General features: G+C 70.2%; 16 protein-coding genes. 8 read left to right on the forward strand and 8 right to left on the reverse strand.

All coding sequences use genetic code 11. The features are described 5' to 3' along the window. Positions 1-11: 11 nt before the first annotated feature. From CAP_RS37270 to CAP_RS46430, 3 genes are read right to left on the reverse strand one after another with little or no spacing between them, the layout of a single operon-like run. Entirely contained in the window at positions 12-674 is a 663-nt protein-coding gene (locus CAP_RS37270) for an RNA polymerase sigma factor (RefSeq protein ID WP_044249795.1), read from the reverse strand. After that, the gene (locus tag CAP_RS54500; protein WP_063748810.1) at positions 667-2,499 is read right to left on the reverse strand and encodes a multinuclear nonheme iron-dependent oxidase; all 1,833 of its coding nucleotides are present in this window, start codon (positions 2,497-2,499) and stop codon (positions 667-669) included. The genes CAP_RS37270 and CAP_RS54500 overlap by 8 nt, the downstream gene beginning before the upstream one ends. Positions 2,500-2,518: 19 nt before the next feature. Then, entirely contained in the window at positions 2,519-2,899 is a 381-nt protein-coding gene (locus CAP_RS46430) for a hypothetical protein (RefSeq protein WP_052376667.1), read from the reverse strand. Positions 2,900-3,242: 343 nt separating this feature from the next. Here CAP_RS46430 and CAP_RS37290 point away from each other — a divergent pair, with 343 nt between their 5' ends. Beyond that, the gene (locus tag CAP_RS37290; protein WP_044249797.1) at positions 3,243-3,875 is read left to right on the forward strand and encodes a hypothetical protein; all 633 of its coding nucleotides are present in this window, start codon (positions 3,243-3,245) and stop codon (positions 3,873-3,875) included. Between the two features lie 125 nt (positions 3,876-4,000). Here the strand turns inward: CAP_RS37290 and CAP_RS37295 are convergent, their stop codons facing one another. Then, on the reverse strand, positions 4,001-4,834 hold the full coding sequence (locus tag CAP_RS37295; RefSeq protein ID WP_197041516.1) for a tetratricopeptide repeat protein: 834 nt from the start codon (positions 4,832-4,834) through the stop codon (positions 4,001-4,003). 140 nt (positions 4,835-4,974) lie between these two features. Between CAP_RS37295 and CAP_RS37300 the strand changes: the two genes are divergently transcribed. The 3 genes from CAP_RS37300 to CAP_RS37310 all read left to right on the forward strand — a co-directional run bounded on the left by CAP_RS37300 (position 4,975) and on the right by CAP_RS37310 (position 7,308). Further along, positions 4,975-5,748 (forward strand): class I SAM-dependent methyltransferase, encoded by a 774-nt coding sequence (locus CAP_RS37300; protein ID WP_044249800.1) that lies wholly within the window; start codon positions 4,975-4,977, stop codon positions 5,746-5,748. Positions 5,749-6,110: 362 nt separating this feature from the next. Then, positions 6,111-6,545, forward strand: a complete 435-nt coding sequence (locus CAP_RS37305) for a protein-disulfide reductase DsbD domain-containing protein (protein WP_044249804.1) — start codon at positions 6,111-6,113, stop codon at positions 6,543-6,545. Between the two features lie 124 nt (positions 6,546-6,669). Further along, positions 6,670-7,308 carry a hypothetical protein gene (locus CAP_RS37310; protein ID WP_044249807.1) on the forward strand — a complete coding sequence of 213 codons (639 nt, stop codon included), beginning with the start codon at positions 6,670-6,672 and terminating at the stop codon, positions 7,306-7,308. A gap of 96 nt (positions 7,309-7,404) precedes the next feature. Here the strand turns inward: CAP_RS37310 and CAP_RS37315 are convergent, their stop codons facing one another. Continuing rightward, on the reverse strand, positions 7,405-8,136 hold the full coding sequence (locus tag CAP_RS37315) for a hypothetical protein (protein ID WP_044249809.1): 732 nt from the start codon (positions 8,134-8,136) through the stop codon (positions 7,405-7,407). 346 nt (positions 8,137-8,482) lie between these two features. Between CAP_RS37315 and CAP_RS37320 the strand changes: the two genes are divergently transcribed. Together CAP_RS37320 and CAP_RS37325 are read left to right on the forward strand one after the other, a co-directional pair. After that, a complete protein-coding gene (locus CAP_RS37320; protein WP_044249811.1) occupies positions 8,483-9,418 on the forward strand; it encodes an ABC transporter ATP-binding protein in 936 nt (311 codons plus the stop codon). After that, positions 9,415-10,248 carry a hypothetical protein gene (locus CAP_RS37325; protein WP_044249814.1) on the forward strand — a complete coding sequence of 278 codons (834 nt, stop codon included), beginning with the start codon at positions 9,415-9,417 and terminating at the stop codon, positions 10,246-10,248. The genes CAP_RS37320 and CAP_RS37325 overlap by 4 nt, the downstream gene beginning before the upstream one ends. Positions 10,249-10,378: 130 nt before the next feature. Here CAP_RS37325 and CAP_RS37330 read toward each other — a convergent pair whose 3' ends face one another. Then, positions 10,379-11,530 carry a tetratricopeptide repeat protein gene (locus CAP_RS37330; RefSeq protein ID WP_197041517.1) on the reverse strand — a complete coding sequence of 384 codons (1,152 nt, stop codon included), beginning with the start codon at positions 11,528-11,530 and terminating at the stop codon, positions 10,379-10,381. 106 nt (positions 11,531-11,636) lie between these two features. Further along, positions 11,637-11,915, reverse strand: coding sequence for a hypothetical protein (locus CAP_RS52945; protein WP_197041518.1), 279 nt, complete (start codon positions 11,913-11,915; stop codon positions 11,637-11,639). A gap of 573 nt (positions 11,916-12,488) precedes the next feature. Between CAP_RS52945 and CAP_RS46435 the strand changes: the two genes are divergently transcribed. Next, positions 12,489-13,610: a hypothetical protein gene (locus tag CAP_RS46435; protein ID WP_052376668.1), complete on the forward strand. Its 1,122-nt coding sequence runs from the start codon at positions 12,489-12,491 to the stop codon at positions 13,608-13,610. Positions 13,611-13,657: 47 nt separating this feature from the next. Here the strand turns inward: CAP_RS46435 and CAP_RS37345 are convergent, their stop codons facing one another. After that, positions 13,658-16,741 carry a PEP/pyruvate-binding domain-containing protein gene (locus tag CAP_RS37345; protein WP_156041491.1) on the reverse strand — a complete coding sequence of 1,028 codons (3,084 nt, stop codon included), beginning with the start codon at positions 16,739-16,741 and terminating at the stop codon, positions 13,658-13,660. Positions 16,742-16,910: 169 nt separating this feature from the next. Between CAP_RS37345 and CAP_RS37350 the strand changes: the two genes are divergently transcribed. Continuing rightward, the gene (locus tag CAP_RS37350; RefSeq protein WP_044249824.1) at positions 16,911-17,306 is read left to right on the forward strand and encodes a type II toxin-antitoxin system PemK/MazF family toxin; all 396 of its coding nucleotides are present in this window, start codon (positions 16,911-16,913) and stop codon (positions 17,304-17,306) included. Positions 17,307-17,454: the final 148 nt, after the last annotated feature.

Genomic DNA, 17,454 nt, shown 5'->3' on the forward strand with positions numbered 1-17,454 from the left:
GTCCTCCGATGTCATGCCCCATGAGGTCCTCCCGAGCGCGGTCTCCGAACGCTCCTACGCGGCTCACCCCCTGTCGGCTTCGCGGGATCGGCAGTCCCGTGCTGCTTTGTGTCGTTTGCCTGCCGCGCCGCGCCCAGCTCCGCGCGGAGGGCCTCGTAGGCGCGGAAGGCACGGAGCTTCACGGCCGTCTCGGTGATCCCGAGGACGGCGGCCGCCTCCTGGACCGACAGCCCCTCGTAGCGGATCAGCACGAACGCCTCGCGCTGCGTCGCGGGCAGCGAGGCGAGCACCCGCTCGACCGTGTGCGCCATCTGGGAGGCGATCGCCAGGTCCTCGGCATCGTCGCCGCGCCCATCGAGCGGTTCGAGGGAAGGATCGCTGGGCAGCCGCTCTTCCTGGCGCAGCCGCCGGGAGCGGGCGTGATCGAGGTGGACGTTGCGGGCGATGGTGTACACCCAGGGCAGCACCGCCCCGCCGGCGGCGAAGGTGGCGCGGGCCCGGTGCAGGCGGAGGAAGGTCTCCTGGGTCAGGTCGTCGGCGAGCGTGGTCGAGCCACTCAGCCTCACCAGGAAGGCGAAGATGCGCGGGTGGAGCGCGGCGTGCAGCACCCGGAAGGCGGCGCTGTCCCCGCAGGCGTACCGATCCATGGCGCCGTTCAGCGAAGACTCATCCATGGACGCGCGCGTGCCCTCCCTCGCCTCGCTCCTCGTCCGGAGGTGCCGATGAACCGAGCAGCGCCCCGCGCTCTCCGAGATCGGCGAGCAGGGCTGCCGTGCCTTCGAGCACCGCGCCATCCAGGGCGTGGCCCCCGGCGGCGCACGCGGCGAGCACCGCGCCGCGCAGGGTGGCTCCCGCGAGCAGCCGCTCCAGGATGCCCGCCGCCAGCGGGCTCAGCTCCAGGTAACGCGCGTCGTGCTCCTCGTCGCGGTACACGAGGAGCGCAGTGGGCGTCCTCGCCGGCACATCCTGGGCGTCCTCGTCGGAGAGGAGCTGGTGCACGGCGTGCTCGTAGCGCACCAGCGTCACCGCCTCGTGGAAGCGGACGCCGCGATCCAGGGAGAGCTCCTCCTCGGCGGCATCCCGGCGCGGGCGCCCTTCGCGAGGCGCTCCGGCAGCGGCGCGGGTCGCGAAGCCGATCAGCTCGTGCCGCGCGAGATCGCCGAGGTAATCGGGGACGTCGCGATCCGCGGCCCAGCGCGGCGCCGCCCAGCGTACCAGCTCGAAGGCCACATCGCGCACGTAGGGGGAGCGCGGCAGCTCCTCGTCGAGGAACGCGCTCACGTACCTGTCGAACGCCGCGCCGAGCCGCGCTGCCGTCCGCGGGATCTCGATGCGGATCGCGCCCGTCAGCCTGGCGCGCACCAGATCGCGGTACACGAGCAGCCGCTCCGGCGGCAGCGCTGCGAGCGCGTCGAGGTCGGCGCCGGAGACGCCTTCCCTGGCGAAGAACGCCCTCGGATCCGCGGTGATCTCGTCGGCCCGCGCCGCGCCCACGGTGCGCTGCAGCGCCCTGAGGATGGCGATGCCCTCCGCGTCGCTGGCGAGGGTGGTGATCTCCGGCAAGCGCCGCGCGCCTGTCGTCCGGGGGCGCTCTGGAGGGGACGGTGACACGGCGTCCGGAGCGCCGGGACCGCCGGGACCCGCCGCGAGGCCGAGGCGGTACGCCTCATCCACCTGCACCATCTCGCGGAGGAGCGCGTCGAGCGGGGGCACCGCATGGTCGCGCTCCAGCACCACCGGGACCGGCCCGGTCCGCGCCACGGCCCGGGTGAGGAGCTGCAGCACCGGGTCGATCACCGGCGCCCCGTGCGTGTCGATGAGCATCTCACCGCGCCGCCCGTGGCCGGCGACGTGCATCGCCACCACGCGCTCGGGCGGCATGCGATCGAGGAAGGCGCCGGGGTCGTAGCCGTGGTTCTGCGCGTTCACGTAGACGTTGTTCACGTCGAGGAGGAGCCCGCAGTCGGCGCGCTCGAGCACCTCCACGAGGAAGTCGGCCTCGTCGAGGGGCGCCCTCCCCGGCACCAGGTAGTAGGTGATGTTCTCGACCGCCACCCGGAGCCCGAGCCGATCCTGCGCCTCGCGGATGCGGGCCGCAGCGTGGGCAGCGGCGGCGCTGGTGAGCGGCAGCGGCAAGAGGTCGTGCAGCGTCCGCCCCTCCACCCCCGAGAAGCACAGGTGGTCGCTGTGGTAAGGCGCGCCCACCTCCTGGAGGAGGCGCTGCAGCTCGCGCAGGAAGACGGGATCGAAGGCGTCCAGCCCGCCCAGGGAGAGCGCGATCCCGTGGCTGAGCACGGGGTAGTGGGCGCGTACCCGCGCGAGCGCCGCGGGGATGAACCCGCCACGGCGCATGTAGTTCTCCGGGCAGATTTCGAGGAAGGGGAGGGGAGGGGGCGACCCCTCGGCGAGGCCTTCGAGCAGCGCGTCCAGGATCTCCCAGCGGAGCCCGAGGCCGACGCCGGTGGGCGTCGCGGTCCGTCCCTCGCTCGCGGTCACCATCCCCCTCGTCGCGGCAGGATCAGGCGCAGGTACCCGCACCGCAGGCAGCGGCGGCGTCGGGCTTCTTCGCGGTGGGCTTCTTCGCCGCGGGCTTGGTGGCGGGCTTGGCAGGAGCGGCCGCAGGCGCGGCGGCGGCGTTCGTGGCCGGAGCTGCGGCCTCGGCGGGCTTGGCCTCGGTCGGGGCCGCGGAGGCACCTGCTCCAGGGTCCGCAGGCGCTGCGGCGGGAGCATCGGCAGGAGCAGGGTCGGCGGCCGGCGCCGTCTCCTCGGCCGGGGTCGCGTCCTGCGCGGCGGGGACCTCGGTCGCGTTGACCGGCGTCTGGGATCCACCGCAGGCCGAGATCATGGCGCCCGCGCCGAGCGCCGTGAGGGTTTCGAAAATGCTCTTCTTCGACAGCATCGTGTCCGCTCCTGGTGTGTCCCGTATCTATGCCAGTACGTCGCCCGCGTGAACCGCTTCGGCGCTGGAGGTAGTACGGACGGGACTGGCTCCTGGTTTCGCACCTCCGCGTGCCCCCCCTGCACACGCCGGCTGGCCCGCCCCGTGCAAAGCTCGGCTCCCCGAACCAACGCACACGCAAGGCCGCGTGCCGGAGGCTCCCCGAGAGCCTTCCATGATGGCCCCTGACGGAGATCGCTGCTCGGCACTGCCCGGGAGCGACGTCCGACCGGGGCCAGCGTGGAGGAGGCGTCCAGGGGCTCGCCGCCGCATCACGCCGTGAGCCTGACCCGGAGAAGTACGCATGAAGACGGTGGGACTCCTGGCGCTGGGCCTCGCCAGCGCGACGGCTCTGCTGTTTGTGCGCCCCGCGCACGCCCAGACCAGCGGCTACTACAGCGAGTACATGGCGCTCACCCAGCGCGAGCTGCCGCCGGCCGACGAGCCCCTGATCCGCACGGTCGAGGAGCCGAGCTACGCGATCGAGGGTGGAGGTGGGGTACTCGGCTACCTCGGAGGCGCAGCCTCGGTGGGCCCCGCGTGGACCGTGCGCTTCTCGCTGGCCTTCAGCGCGCGCTTCGCCGGAGAACTCGGCTACACGGGCGCGACCAGCGCGACCTCGCGTCCTGACGAGAACCTGCACATGGCGGCCTTCGACGCCTCTGCCAGGTTCAACATCCTCCGCGCCGACGAGGCCCCCGTGCAGCCCTTCGTGGCCGCGGGCCTCGGGTACGCAGGCTTCTTCGGCGACCGGGGCGACCCCTTCACGGTGACGGTGCCCGTCGCCGCGGGCGCCGAGCGGTTGCTCACCGAGAACGTGAAGATCGCCGCCCGGTTCAACGTGCGCCCTGCCTTCTTCGACGAGCTGGGCTCAGGGTCGGAGGTGGCCGGCGCCGACACCTGGCAGATCGTCGGCCAGGTCGGTGGTGCCTTCTGAGTTTCCCTGGCGTCTCCACGCGAGGACGCGCTGCGAGGACGCGCTGCGAGGACGCGCTGCGAGGACGCGCTGCAAGGACGCGCTGCAAGGACGCGCTGCGAGGACGCGTCCCCAGACTGTGGACGTCAGAACCTGCCGCGCGCCCCGATCCACCCGGGCGCTGCCACGACGCTCACCTGCTCCTGCGCCTGTCCACCCGGGCGCAGGATGAGCAGCGTCACCCCGGCGGCTGCTGCCACACCGGCGACCACGAAGCTCACCGTGGAGACCGTGGCCACCGTGTTGGCCGAGTCGAGGCGCGCCTGCTCGCTCGGGCTGCACTGCCCACCCGGACATGCCTCGTTGAAGTCGCTGACCTTGCTGAACGTCATCAGGCCCGTGACGGCGCCGATGCCCAGCCCCACCCCGGCTACGCCGAACGCCGCGATCGCAGGAACGAGGGAGCCCTTGCTGGCCCTGGGCTCTTCGGCCGGCACCTCGGAGGCTACCGGCGTGGCTACCTCCGGCCCCGTGGTCACCGGGGGAGGCGTGGTGCTTGGCGACGCGCCCGGCGCCTCCGCGGAATCGGACGGAGGGAGCGCCGCCAGCTCCTTGCGGGCCTTCTCCTGCGCGTCGAAGAACTCGGGCGGCGCGTAGTTCGCGAGCTTCTCATCGAGGATGTGCTGGTAGACCGTCCGCGCCTCGGCCGGGTGGTTCAGCAAGGCATGGGTGCGCGCGATCATCAGCATCAGCGTGGGGGCGTGGAAGGAGCGCTCCGCCTCCTCGAAGGCCTTGAGCGCCTCCTCGTGCTTGCCGGCCTCGAACAGCGCATAACCCTTGTTGGCAAGGGTGCGGGCCCGCTCACGGCCCTCTGCGGATGCCGGGGCAGGAGCGCCCTGCGCGTGCCCGAGAGCGGGAACCAGCACCGTCAGCGCTGCCGCGCAGGAGAGAATCCACCGGTAATTCATGTGTCCACCCACCGGCGCCAAGCTACCAGAGACCGCCCCGCGAGCGGTAGCTCACGAGCGTCGCAGACGTCGCAGACGGTCGCGAAGTTTGCGCGAAGAGAACCGTGGGGCATGTGGACGGTCGTGCCTTGCGCTCCTAGACTTTCTCGTCGATGAGCCTGCATCACCTCGCCGCACAGGGCTTCTCTGCCGCGGCCGACGCCTACGAGCGAGGCCGCCCCGATTACCCCCCGAGGGCGATCGAGATCCTCGCCGACTCTCTTCGCTTGCAGGCGGGCCGCGCGCTGCTCGAACTGGGCGCAGGCACCGGCAAGATGACGCGGCTGCTCGTCCCCACTGGCGCGCGCATCCTCGCCATGGAGCCGGTCGAGGAGATGCGCGGCAAGCTCGCCCAGGCTGCCCCGAGCGTCGAGGTCCTCGACGGCGTGGCCGAGGCCATCCCCATCCCCGACGCCTCCGTCGACGCCGTGGTCGCCGCCCAGTCGTTCCACTGGTTCCACGCCGACCTGGCCCTGCCCCAGATCCACCGCGTCCTTCGCCCAGGCGGGCGCATGGCCCTCGTCTGGAACATGCGCGACGCCCGGGTCCCGTGGGTCGCGCGCCTCTCCGAGATCCTCGATCGTCACGGTCGGGAAGCCCCTCACTCCTGGAGCGGCGCGTGGCGCGCAGACCTCGCGTCGAGCGCGCTGTTCGAGCCCGTCGTCGAGCGCGAGATCTCCCACAGCCAGGACCTCGACGGGCGCGGCCTCGCCGAGCGCGCCGCCTCGATCAGCTACATCGCCGCCCTTCCTCCAGCCGAGCAGGCCCTCGTCCTCGCCGAGGTGCGCGCGCTCGCCGACGAGCACCCCGACCTCCGTGGCCGCGCCACCTTCCCCTTCCCCTACCGCACCGTGGTCGCGGTCTACGCCAGCCGCTCCTCGCGCTGAGCGTCCTCATCCGTGACCTCCTGCCCCCTCCGCGACCCCCGCGGATGACCACCCCCGATCTCGCCGTATTTCCCCAGCTTTCTCGCGCTTCCTCGCCCCTCCCCCGGTCCGCCGCTTACCCACCTGGATCATCGAATCTCCACCAGCGGGCCCCTGAAGCACCACGCCCGACGCCCGGAGAGCCTCGTTTGCCGACAACGCTGGGGCAAAATCGCAGGCCTGGTGCACGAATGCCGGATTCTTGCCTTGTTTGCGGGCCTGTCTGCGCGCGGCACAGCCCATGCTAAAAGCTAGCCTCGAACAACGACGCAAGACGCGACACACAAGCCGCTCGCAAGCCAGAAGAAGAAGAGGAAATCGCCATGAAGAAGATCTTCGCCATCGCCGCTCTGTTCGTCGCCAGCGTTGCCGGGACCGCCATCGCCGCTGACACCGCCGCCCCCGCGAACTCCGACCTCAAGGTCACCGCGCCGACGTCGGTCAAGACCGGCGAGGCCGTCTCGGCGACGATCTCCGTCACCACCAAGAACGGCTACCACATCAACAAGGAGTACCCGAACAAGCTCACCCTCACGGCCGTCGACGGCGTGCAGATGGACAAGACCACCTTCGTGTCCACCGACGGCGTGGTGAAGGGCCCCAAGGGCGACGAGAACGTCCTTGAGTTCAGCCTCCCCTTCACGGTGAAGGCCGCGGGCGCCAAGGAGATCAAGGGCAAGATCAAGTACGCCGAGTGCAAGGCGACCGAGTGCATCCCTGTCTCCCAGGAAGTGGTGATCAAGGTCTCCACCAAGTAGTCACGGCCTCGGCCCACTGGCCTCCCCGAGGGCGCGCCGCGTGCGCGCCTTCGGCGTTTTGTGCCTCCACCTGGCATCGCCCCCCGTTGTCCGCGAGCCTCGTTGGAGTATCCTCGCCCCCTCGATGACCCGTCGCCCGCTGAGCGTCCTTCGCCTGCCGACGCTGCCGGCACCCGCAGGAGAGAGCGGCTTCCACATCAAGGGCGTGGTCTACGCGGGCATCTTCTCCCGCATCGCGCAGGAGCCTGGCGGCATGGACCGGCTGCGCGCCGAGCTCTCCGACCAGGCCTTGCTCGCCTTCTACGACCAGCTCTTCCTCACCTCGGGCTGGTACGACATCTTCCCCGTCGTCCCGCTCTTCTCGGGGATCGCCAGGGTCGGAGGCATCTCCTTCGAGAAGGCCACCATCGAGGGCACCCGCGCGCGCGCCACCGAGGACCTGAGCACCATCCACCGCCCCTTCTACCGCGGCGCCACCCCGGCCCAGGTCGCCTCTCGCCTGGCGCGCGGCTTCGCGCGGTACATCGACTTCGGTCAGGCCACGACGACCGAGCACGCCGACGGCACGGTCGAGATCTCCATCCAGGAGATGCCCACCTTCCTGCTCCCCTGGTACATGCCCTCGGCAGCCACCTTCTGCCGCATCGCCCTCGAAGCCGCCGGGGCCCGCGAGGTGCGCACCCTCTGGCGCGCCCCCGAAGACGGCGGCTACCGGGGCGACGTCCCGCTCGCCTCGCTCCAGCTCTCCCTCGCCTGGCGCTGACCCCGCGCGGACAAAACGGGCAGGGCGCCCGGGGGCATTGAGTTGCCCGCGTGGCGCCCTGTCTCTTGCTCTATGAGGTGTCTCGGTGTGAACGTGTCAGGAGCCGGTGATCACGGAGAAGGCGGGGGGGCAGGGCGCGACCCGGCCAATGGTCACCCCGCGCTGCGCCTGCGTGTAGTAGCTGGCATTGCTGGGGCCAGCCTTCCAGTTGTAGCCCTCGATCACGCCCGTCGTCGGGTCCGTGTACAGCCGGATGTACGCCGTGCCCGGAGCCGCGGTGATGGTCCCGCAGCCGCGGCTGTCGTTGTAGGCCACGCCGCCGATGGTCGCGCACCCGTGGCTGCTGCCGGTCTGGTCCGCAATGGCCACGATCCACTGGTCGAAGCTATTGATGGGGCCCTGCGGGGTCGCGAGCTTCTTCACGTCACCCACGATCACCACCGTGTGGCCGCTGTACACGGGCGCGGTCGCCTCGTCGATGACGACGATATCGCCGGGCGCCACGTTGTCAGCGAGGCCGTCGCTGTTCGTGTCGACCAGGGTCGAGATGTTGGTGAAGTTCACACCGTCGAGGATGTAATCGTAATAGATGGGGGAGCTCGGGCTTCCATAGCCCCAGATGTCACGCACATCCGAGACGTTCAGCTCATAGGCGAACCGGAAGGCCGACGTGAAGAATGGTGCGCCATTGCCGGTGAGGAGGCCCTCCTCGACGATGCTGAGCGCGGCGCCGGCGATTGCTCCGCAGGTCTGTGCGCTGGCGGTCGAAGGGGCGAGGGCAACGAGCGAGAGGGCAGCAGCGGCGAGGCAACCGGAGAGCTTCAACATGAGGGAGACTCCTTGACGACGAACACGTTGTACCAATTGGATGACTGGGCCTCTCGGCCCGCCGAGGATGTAGCTGCAGGAGACCTGCATCGTGCATAAAAGCCAGGAAGGCCATTCTCGTCAAGCCAATCGACCACGGCAGTCTCACTCTGGTCGCAGGGTTCCTCCCTCCGTCGCAATGTCTGCGAATCACGCTTACATCTGCCCTGACGCCCCCTCAGGACGCACACCCGCATCAGGCCTTTGCCGCACCGCGTGAGCCGGAGCGTGAGCCGGAGCGTGAGCCGGAGCGTCACCTGGAGAACGGCCCGCGACGCCATGCAGCCCTTCGCGTAGCCTCCCGCCGATGCTGGCGCTGGCCATCGAGGCCCGAGGGCTCTGCAAGACCTACCGCGGCTGGTTCCGCAGCACCGGCCACGAGGCCCTCGTCGACCTCGACCTGGCCATCGCCTCGGGGGCCGCCTTCGGCCTCATCGGACCGAACGGTGCGGGCAAGACCACCTTCATCAAGGCCCTCCTCGGCGTCCTCCGGCCCACCCGAGGCCTGGTCCGCGTCCTCGGCCAGTCCCCCGACGACCCCGCCACCCGCGCCCGCATCGGCTACCTCCCCGAGCGCCTCCACCTCCCGGCCTCCTTCACCCCCCTCCGCTTCCTCGAAGGCGTCGCGCGCCTCAAGGGCCTCTCCGACATCTCCCACGAGGCCCGCCACGCCCTCACCCGCGTCGGCCTCGCCGGGGACGCCTCCCGCCGCATCGGCGGCTTCTCCAAGGGCATGCGCCAGCGCCTCGGCCTCGCCGCCGCCCTCCTCGGCAAGCCCCTCCTCCTCATCCTCGACGAGCCCACCGACGGCGTCGACCCCATGGGCCGGGTCGAGATCCGCACCATCCTCGCCGAGGAGCGCGCCCGCGGCGCCACCCTCTTCCTGAACTCCCACCTCCTCTCCGAGACCGAGCGCATCTGCGACCGCATCGGCATCCTCGCCGGCGGCCGCCTCGTCCGCGAAGGCCCCCTCGAAGCCCTCTCCGGCTCCGACACCCGCCACCGCCTCCGCTTCGCCCCCGGCTCCGACCCCGAAGCCCTCCGCGCCGCCGGCCTCACCCCCACCCCCGACCCCGACGTCTTCCTCGCCGACACCCCCGACCCCCTCACCCTCAACACCCTCCTCGACCGCGCCCGCGCCACCGGCGCCCTCCTCGTGGAGCTGCGCCCCGACCTCCGCGACCTCGAACAGGTCCTCACCGACGCCCTGACCCCTCCTCCTTCCTCCCGGAGGTCCCCGTGAAGACCTTCACCATCGCCGCCGACCTCCTTCGCGAGGCCGCCTCCCGCCGCTGGTTCCTGGCCCTCGGCCTGGCCATCACCCTCATCCTCCTCGTGCTCGGCCTCGCCCTGCGCATCGAGGTCGTCGACGGCGCCCTCGCCGCCTCCCGCCTCTTCGGCCGCACCCTCCACAACCCCATCCGCGCCGCCGACGTCGCCCTCCGCCCCCTCTTCCGCGCCGCCTCCTACCTCATCTTCTACGGCGGCCTCCTCTTCGGCGCCGTCGCCTGCGCCGACTTCGGCCCCAGCCTCCTCGCCCCCGGCCGCATCGAGCACGTGCTCTCCCTTCCTGTGCGCCGCTTCGAGCTCATCCTCGGCACCTTCCTCGGCGTCCTCGTCCTCTCCCTCCTCGGCGCCCTCTACGGCTCCACCGGCCTCGTCGTCCTCTTCGGCGTCAAGACCGGCGTCTTCACCGCCCGCCCCATCGTCTCCGCCCTCCTCGCCAGCGCCACCTTCTCCGCCCTCTACGGCGCCATGCTCGCCGTCTCCATCGTCGCCCGCAGCGCCGCCCTCTCCGCCGCCACCGGCCTCGCCCTGCTCGGCCTCGGCGTCCTCGCCGGCTACCGCGAGCGCGTCGCCACCTTCCTCGAAGCCGGTCTGAGCCGCGCCGCCTTCGAGACCTTCACCCTCGTCCTCCCCCGCATCTCCACCCTCGCCGACGCCGCCTCCGACATCGCCGCCTCCACCCCCATCGATAGCGGCGCCCTCCTCGCCAATCTCGCCGGCGTGTGCATTTATGGCCTCGCCGCCCTCGCCCTCGGCATCCACTTCTTCGAGCACCGCGATTTTTAACGAGGGAGCTGTCACTCCCTACGCTCCCGTTGGTCGCTACCCTTGGAATGCGCTCCCTGCGCTGCCGCTGGTCGCTACCCTTGGAATGCGCTCCCTGCGCTCCTGTTCGTCGTCGTGAGTGGATCCGAAACTAAGCGGCCAGATGCAGTTCGCTGCTGAAGTCCTTGATAAAGTCCTTCATTGCCTCTCGGGGGCTCGTGTCATTCGCCACTCGCAGACCTGCGGCGGGTTTGCCAGCAAGAAGATCCTGCAGGTTGGCGGCGATGCGATCGCTGAGCGGGTTGATGGCCTGGGCATCCTGCAGAAGCCCGACGGAAGTCTTGTTCCCGGGAGCGAGTTTGAGGCTCGCGATAGCTATCCACTCCATGAGGTTCGCTCGGAGCACCGGGGCACGCGTCCGCGCCAGGGCTTGCTGGGCCATGTCGCGGCAGCGGCGGAGCTCACCGCTCTGGAGGGCATCATGCGCCAGGTAGAGATACGGCCAGAGGAGCGGAGTCCCCTTTGTGACCGCGCGCTCGAAGTCGCGGAGTGCAGCCGCGCGGTCGGTCTCGAGTGACACGAGCCCGCGGGCAGTGAGCGCATCATCGCTCTCCGGGTCCACCGCGAGCGCGGCCGTGTAGGCTCGCTTCGCCTCCTCAGGCTGTCCCAGGTGCTCGTGGCAGAGGCCCTTGACGACGTAGCCGCCCACGGTCAGCGACGAGAGCCGCTCGTCGGCGGGCAGCTCTGCGTCCAGCTCCAGGGCGTTGTCGAGCACGAGGAGCACGCGGTTGTACACGGCCGCGCCGGCGCCCTCGTCAACGTGCCGCGCAGCGTGGAACAGGACGTCGGCGGCCTTGAAGAAACGGCGCACCGAGGGGGCCTGCTCGCGGAGGATGTCGTTGGCCCGCTCCAGAGCCTCCTCCATCCGTCCTGACATCATCAGGGCATCAAGAGCGAGATAGGCATAGGTGTCGTTGTCCGGTGCGAGTTGCGCGGCGTGATCGAAGAAGGCCAGCGCCGCCTTGAAGTAGCCCAGGGACGACCAGCAGCGACCTCGGAAGTATGCGGCGACGTGCGCAGGGATCTGGGCGCGAAGATCGCGGCGGCGGAGGAGCGCGAGAGAACCAACCCAGTCCTGGCGGTCCCAGGCATCCTTGAAGGCCGCCTTGGGTTGGACCAGGTCCTCACCGACATCGAGCACCTCGTCGCCCGCGAGCATGAAGAGGTCGCCGGAGAGATTGTCGAGGAGGGCGCGGCGCTCCGGCGACAAGGTCTCCCAGATGTCAACCATCCGCTCGCGCACCAGATCCGCTTCGTCGTCATTCCCCCTGTCCGCACGGATGAGGACGTGGAGGTCGAGGGTGAGCTGTTCGAGCGCGCGGCTCGCGTTCGCCTCGCCGCGTGCGGTGTCAACGATCGCTTTCACCATTCCTCCATCCCTCGCGGGTCGCGTGGAGCGCAGCCTGGTAGGCGTCAAAGCCCATCTCGTGCCTGGGCTCGACGTTGCCGTGATTGTCGGCGTCAGGTTTCAGGACCAGTGCAGGCGCCACCGGGGCCGCCGCGAAGCTCGCATTCACGGCACCGAAGCGGAAGACAACGGTGGACTCGCTGCCGCCTGCATTGCGGTTCAGGTGCTTGAGCCGACGGGGAAGGAACATCGCGGGAATGTCGGTGATCCTGGGGCGCACGGACATCCCTCCTGTACCAGGGCGGACGCGCCCCTGTGCATCCACGGGGATATCGTTCGGCGTACGGGCGCCCAGGGCCATCGCGCTTGCACCAGTCCTCGGGAACGTCCCGTCGGCCTTCATCGCGCGGTACATTCGTGGCGGTGTCGGCTCATCCGCCGCAGCGGCAGCTGGTCCGCCCGGTGCTCCCGCGGTTTCATTGTTCGGTTTCTCGCTCACCTCTCTGCCCCTCCTTCCCGTCGCCCGCCCAGCGTGTCGCCTGCCCAGCGTGTCGCCTGCCGGTGCCGGCTTGATAACATAGGCCCTGGCCGTGGTCGTCGCGACGTCGCCGATCTGAGCGAACAGGACGGCACACTCGGGATGGCCGGCGATACGGATGCGAGAGCGCGGCAGCATGGCCACAGGCGCCGGTGTAACAGCAGGGCACACGGGGCTCTGGCGCTCCCGCAGGTCGCTACCCTGGGGGAGTGCTTCGCTGTAAGGCCTTTCGCCGAAGGCAGGGCGCCTCACTCCACAGCCTCTCCATGGAGGTTCCCCTGCTGCCCCGCCCCGCCCCCGCTATCCTGACCCTCCATGAAACAGCGCGGCTGGCTCCTCGTCTTCGTCGCCCTGCTCGCCGTCGCCGCCTTCCTCATGGCCCGCTCCGACCGCCCCAAGCCTCCCCCGCGCGTCAGCAAGGTCGACTTTCCCCGCCGCGCCACCCCCCAGGACACCGAGCGCCGCACCCGCCGCCTCACCCTCCCGCCGGTCCTCGACGCCGACCCCGAGAAGCGCGACCCCACCCCCCGCGACCCCCTCCTCGTCGCCCTCCCCACCGACCCGCGCAAGAGCGCCTTCGTCTTCGAGGTCGACGACCTCAAGACCTCCCCCATCGGCCAGATCTGGATGGACTGCCTCCTCGCCCGCGAGAACCAGCGCCGCGACCGCCTCGAAGACCAGCTCGGCCTCGACTTCTTCGAGGACGTCGAGCGCGTCGCCTTCTCCACCGAGCGCGTCGCCGTCCTCGGCCTCGGCGCTGACACCCCCGCCATCGCCCCCCGCGGCATGACCGCGACCCCCCACGGCGACCGCGGCCAGATCTACACCCGCGACGACGAGGGCCGCGGCCCCCTCATCGCCACCTGGGGCGACGACATGGTCCTCGTCAGCCCCGACCGCGCCTCCCTGGAGGCCGCCCTCGATCGCCTCGGCGGCAAGACCCCCCCGGAGAAGCCCCTCATCCCCTCCGAGGCCAGCTACGGCGACATCTACGGCATGCTCTCCCCCGACGACGCCGCCGACCTCCTTCCTCCCGAGCAGGCCGAGCTTGCGGCCCGCCTCCGCGAGGCTGTCAGCAAGGTCGAGATCCACGTCGACGCCTCCGAGGACGTCGCCCTCGTCGCCAACGTCGACGGCCCCGACGCCGAGTCCGTCTCCGACCTCGCCAAGTCCCTCGGCGCTGCCCTCGCCGTCGCCCGCGCCGCCTCCTCCGACGAAGGCGACGACCGCCTCGCCGGCCTCCTCGACTACGCCTCCGTCCGCCCCCGCGACGGCCGCTTCTCCCTCGACCTCGCCCTCCCCATCGACGTGCTCAAGACCCTGGGCCCCTGCCGCAAGCGCGACCGCCCCCGGGACCGCGCTCCCGAAGGCGAGCCCGAGCCCGAGCCCGACAACGAAGCACCCGGGCCCGAAAACGAAGAGCCCGACCAGCCCTGACGAGGTGCTGGCCGGGCTCCTGCCCGATCCCTGAGGCTCTCCCTCGCTCAATTCAGCGCGTGGAAGTCGCCTGCCGCGTCCACCGCCCACACCTGCAGGTTCACCCCATCCGGATCGCCGTTCAGGTAGATGGCGCGGATCCCCTGCGCCTCCAGCTCCGCCACCAGCGCTGCGGAGATGCCCTGTTCGAGCCGCGGCTCGAACATGAACTCCTCCGAGAAGTTGTGGTGACCGGGCCGGTACGTCTGCGAGAAGTACCCCGTCAGCACGATCGGACTGCTGGTCAGCCCCGTGATCCGCGTCTCCACCCACTTCAGGAGCGGCGCCGTGTAGCCCGCCGTGACCCCCGTGGGCGGCGGCGGCCAGTAGAACGACGTCTCCACCGCGCCCCCGTCCGGCAGCGCATACGACCGCTCCACCAGGATTGCCCCGGGCCCAGGCGTCCCCGTGGGCGGGCACGTCGAGAGCAGCACGCCCTCCTCCGTCACCAGCTCCGTCGTCCCGTCCCAGTTGAGCGACTTCACCGGCGTCGCGTACGTGGCGTTCAGGTTCAGCCTGTAGTCCCGCAGCATCGTCAGCGGACCCTCTGACGGCGGCAGCAGCTCCCTCACCCCTTCCGACGTGAGCGAGAACGTCGTCAGCCCTGCTCCTGCCCCGTGCGTGAAGCTGTCGGTCGTCGTCTCCGCCGCGTACCCGTGCGTCGCCCCCGGCCACGACGACGGGCTCCCCGTCAGCGTCGTCACCACCCCGCCGCTCCCGCCGCCCAGGAACGACAGGCTCGCGTCTGCGAACAGCGTGCTCCCCAGCACTGCCGGCGTCAGGAACGTGTTCTTCGTCGCCAGGTTCCCCTGCACCTTCAGCCGGTGGTTCGCGAACACCGTCCCGGCCTCCCCCTGGAAGGTGCACGCTGTGTGCGGATCGTCGATCAGGTACGGCGTCAGGCTCGGCGTCGTGTCCGGCTGCGCCACCTCGCGCACCTGCTTCACCACCAGCTTCCCGGGCGTCATCTTCTTGTACTCGAAGTCGAGCATGAACGACGTCTTGCCCGGGTGCACCTGCATGAACCGCTGCTCCACCTGCCCGAGCAGTCCTGCCAGCGCGAAGTAGTCTTCATCCCACTCCATCACGTGCGCGCCGAGCGGCACCAGCGTCGACCCCGAGATCAGGTTCCCGTAGTACGACCCGTCGAAGTCCTTGCTCACCTGCACCACCTCCGGCAGGGCCCCGCCCTCCGGATTGGTCACCGACGTCGCCCCGAGCTGCGTCACCAGCTTGGCGTGATCCCCCGTGAACGGCAGCCCGTGCGCCAGCGTCGCCACCCCGTTCGCCATCTCCTGCGGATCGGGATACGAGTAATGCACCAGCACGCCCATGCCCACCTCGGCCTCGTTCACGCCGTAGAGCAGCCGCGCCAGGAAGGCATTGTCGTTGTAGAAGCTCGCGTACACCTTGCGAATCGCCCGGTACACGCCCTTCTCGTCGGACTCTCCGGCATCGCACAGGCTCGGCCCTGCTGAATCTGCGTCGGTATCGTCCGCCCAGCAGCCGCTGTAGCTATCGTACAGCCCGGCCCCGGTGAACACCGCGCTGTCCTCCACGTTCGTCGAGCTGCGGAACCGGATCTTCTGCGTCGGGGTGAACCCCGTGAGCGCCGCGGCAATCGCCTGCTGCTGCGCCTGCGTGAACACCGTGTCCTTGGTGATCCGATCCCGGATCTCCGCGAGATCCGCCTTCAGCGCCTGCAGGTTCGGCGGGTAGGTGTACCCCCCGATCTTCGCCTCGATCTCCTGCCGCAGCGTGCTCCCTCCCGGCATCACCTGGTCCAGGAACTCGTCCCACAGGTCGAACGACAGCGCGACCGCCAGGTCCGAGTTCTGCGGAATCGCATCCCGCAAGAGCCCATAGTTCGCCGCCTTCCCGCCGAAATGGACGATGTCCGCCGGCCCCAGGTTCTCTGTCGACCCGTAGTAGGCCCCCAGCGTCTGCTTCGGCGGCAGCCCCAGATCTGCGGGCCGCTTCAGGTCGTCGAGCTGCGTCCTGTCCGCCGGCGAGATCTTCCCCTCCGCGTCCACGATCGCCACCCGGCAGAACGTCCCGTACTCCAGCGACGCCCGCAGCGCCACCTCCTGCCCATCCAGCCCCTTGGCGAGCTGCTGCTGCGCCTCGGTCCCCAGCGAGGCGAACGGAATCCCGAACGACGTCGCCAGCAGCGCCGTGTGCGAGTTCGGCGTCGACGGCGACAGCGACAGGATCCCCGCCACGTACGGCACCTCTGCCGGCACCGCGTCCGTGAGCAGGATGTCCTGCGCCGTCAGCTCCCCGTTCGCGTACGCCTCGTCGATCATGTCCGGCGCCACGTAGCGGAGCCTCCCCACCGCCCACCCCGTCGCATAGCAGCTATCCCCGACGGTCCACCTCTCCACCGAGCTCACCGGGAACCCGCTCGCCGCGAAGAAATCGCTGTTGTCCCGCGCCGACTCCTGCTGCTCGTACGTCGGGAAGTAGAACGGCCGCGTCCCGTCCGGCGCCACGATGCTCTCCCGCACCAGGTCGAGGACGATCCGCGCCATCTCCGGGTCGTACGCATCCTGCCGCACGAGCTGGATCCCGTACTCCGGCACGCTCTCTGGCCGCGGCGAGATCAGCACCGCCCCCAGGATCGCCTGCTGCCCTTCCTCGTAGAGCGAGACCTGGTTGTACTCCTCCAGCGACATGTCGAAGAACGGATCGAGCCGCGCCGTCGCGAACTCCCCGTGGAACGGGAACAGGTTGCTGTTCTGGTAGTAGACCTTCGTCGGATCGTGCATGAGCACCGTGAACTTCACCCAGCTCGGCGTGAACGGCTCGAACGGCACCACCGCGAACGGATCCCACGGAAAGCTCAGCTCGTTCTTCCAGTCCTCCGAGGGCGTGATCTCGATGGGGTACGTATCGACGGGCCACTCGTACCCGCCTCCTTCCCCGCCGTCTCCGCCCGAGCCGCCGACACCGCCGCCCGCGCCTCCGTTGCCGCCCGAGCCCGTCGTCCCGGGGTCGACCGGGACCTCGTCATCGCAAGCCGCCCCGAGGAGCCCCGCCCCCGACAGGGCCACGGTCAACAGCGCCAGCCTGCTCATGCGTTGATACTTCATCAGAGTCCTCTCCGTCCAAGACCCATGCCACCCTGCCCAGCCAGGCCTCATCCCCTCCCGCGGCAGGGCAAGCATGCCTCGATCCTGGCACACGCCGACACAACCCCGCTGCACCGTGCGACACCTCCACCACGACGCCACCCAGCCTCTTCCAGTCTCGCGAGTGCCCATGAAGACGAGCCCAGCAGCACCCGAGCCCACCCCTCCGGAGACGATCCACCGTGGTGACCTGTTCTGGATCGGCCCTGACGACGCGCGAGGCCCTGCCCCGAGCTACGCCCACCCCCACGTCGTGGTGCAGGACGACCTCTTCAACCACTCCCGCATCACCACCGTGGTCGTCTGCGCCTTGACCTCGAACCTGCACCGCATGCACGAGCCCGGGAACGTCCTGCTCGACGCGGGCGAGGGCAACCTCCCCAGGCAGAGCGTCGTCGTCGTCTCCCAGATCTCCTCGGTCGACAAGGCCCGCCTGGGCGAACGCATCGGCTCCCTGTCCGACGCGCGCGTCGAGCAGATCCTCGACGGCCTGCGCTTCCAGCAGACGTCGTTCTTCCGGCGGTAGTCGTGGCGCTTTCTGGATGACCGCGGCAATGGCCAGCAGAGGTGACGGCCAGCAGCCCCCATCCCGTCTGCTGTATCCCGGAGCAACGAGCCGCGAGCACGCGTGAATCGCCCTGCTTCGCGCTCTCCGAGACCTCTCCAGGACCCCT

It is taken from the genome of Chondromyces apiculatus DSM 436 (assembly GCF_000601485.1).
GTDB lineage: Bacteria > Myxococcota_A > Polyangia > Polyangiales > Polyangiaceae > Chondromyces > Chondromyces apiculatus.

Bases quoted from the DNA above. Each gene is read 5' to 3' on its own strand.
- CAP_RS37305 (WP_044249804.1), top strand. From the start codon at position 6,111: ATGAAGAAGATCTTCGCCATCGCCGCTCTGTTCGTCGCCAGCGTTGCC.
- CAP_RS37290 (WP_044249797.1), top strand. From the start codon at position 3,243: ATGAAGACGGTGGGACTCCTGGCGCTGGGCCTCGCCAGCGCGACGGCT.
- CAP_RS37310 (WP_044249807.1), top strand. From the start codon at position 6,670: ATGACCCGTCGCCCGCTGAGCGTCCTTCGCCTGCCGACGCTGCCGGCA.
- CAP_RS46435 (WP_052376668.1), top strand. From the start codon at position 12,489: ATGAAACAGCGCGGCTGGCTCCTCGTCTTCGTCGCCCTGCTCGCCGTC.
- CAP_RS37345 (WP_156041491.1), bottom strand. From the start codon at position 16,741: ATGAAGTATCAACGCATGAGCAGGCTGGCGCTGTTGACCGTGGCCCTG.
- CAP_RS37300 (WP_044249800.1), top strand. From the start codon at position 4,975: ATGAGCCTGCATCACCTCGCCGCACAGGGCTTCTCTGCCGCGGCCGAC.
- CAP_RS54500 (WP_063748810.1), bottom strand. From the start codon at position 2,499: ATGGTGACCGCGAGCGAGGGACGGACCGCGACGCCCACCGGCGTCGGC.
- CAP_RS37315 (WP_044249809.1), bottom strand. From the start codon at position 8,136: ATGTTGAAGCTCTCCGGTTGCCTCGCCGCTGCTGCCCTCTCGCTCGTT.
- CAP_RS37320 (WP_044249811.1), top strand. From the start codon at position 8,483: ATGCTGGCGCTGGCCATCGAGGCCCGAGGGCTCTGCAAGACCTACCGC.
- CAP_RS46430 (WP_052376667.1), bottom strand. From the start codon at position 2,899: ATGCTGTCGAAGAAGAGCATTTTCGAAACCCTCACGGCGCTCGGCGCG.
- CAP_RS37270 (WP_044249795.1), bottom strand. From the start codon at position 674: ATGGATGAGTCTTCGCTGAACGGCGCCATGGATCGGTACGCCTGCGGG.
- CAP_RS37350 (WP_044249824.1), top strand. From the start codon at position 16,911: ATGAAGACGAGCCCAGCAGCACCCGAGCCCACCCCTCCGGAGACGATC.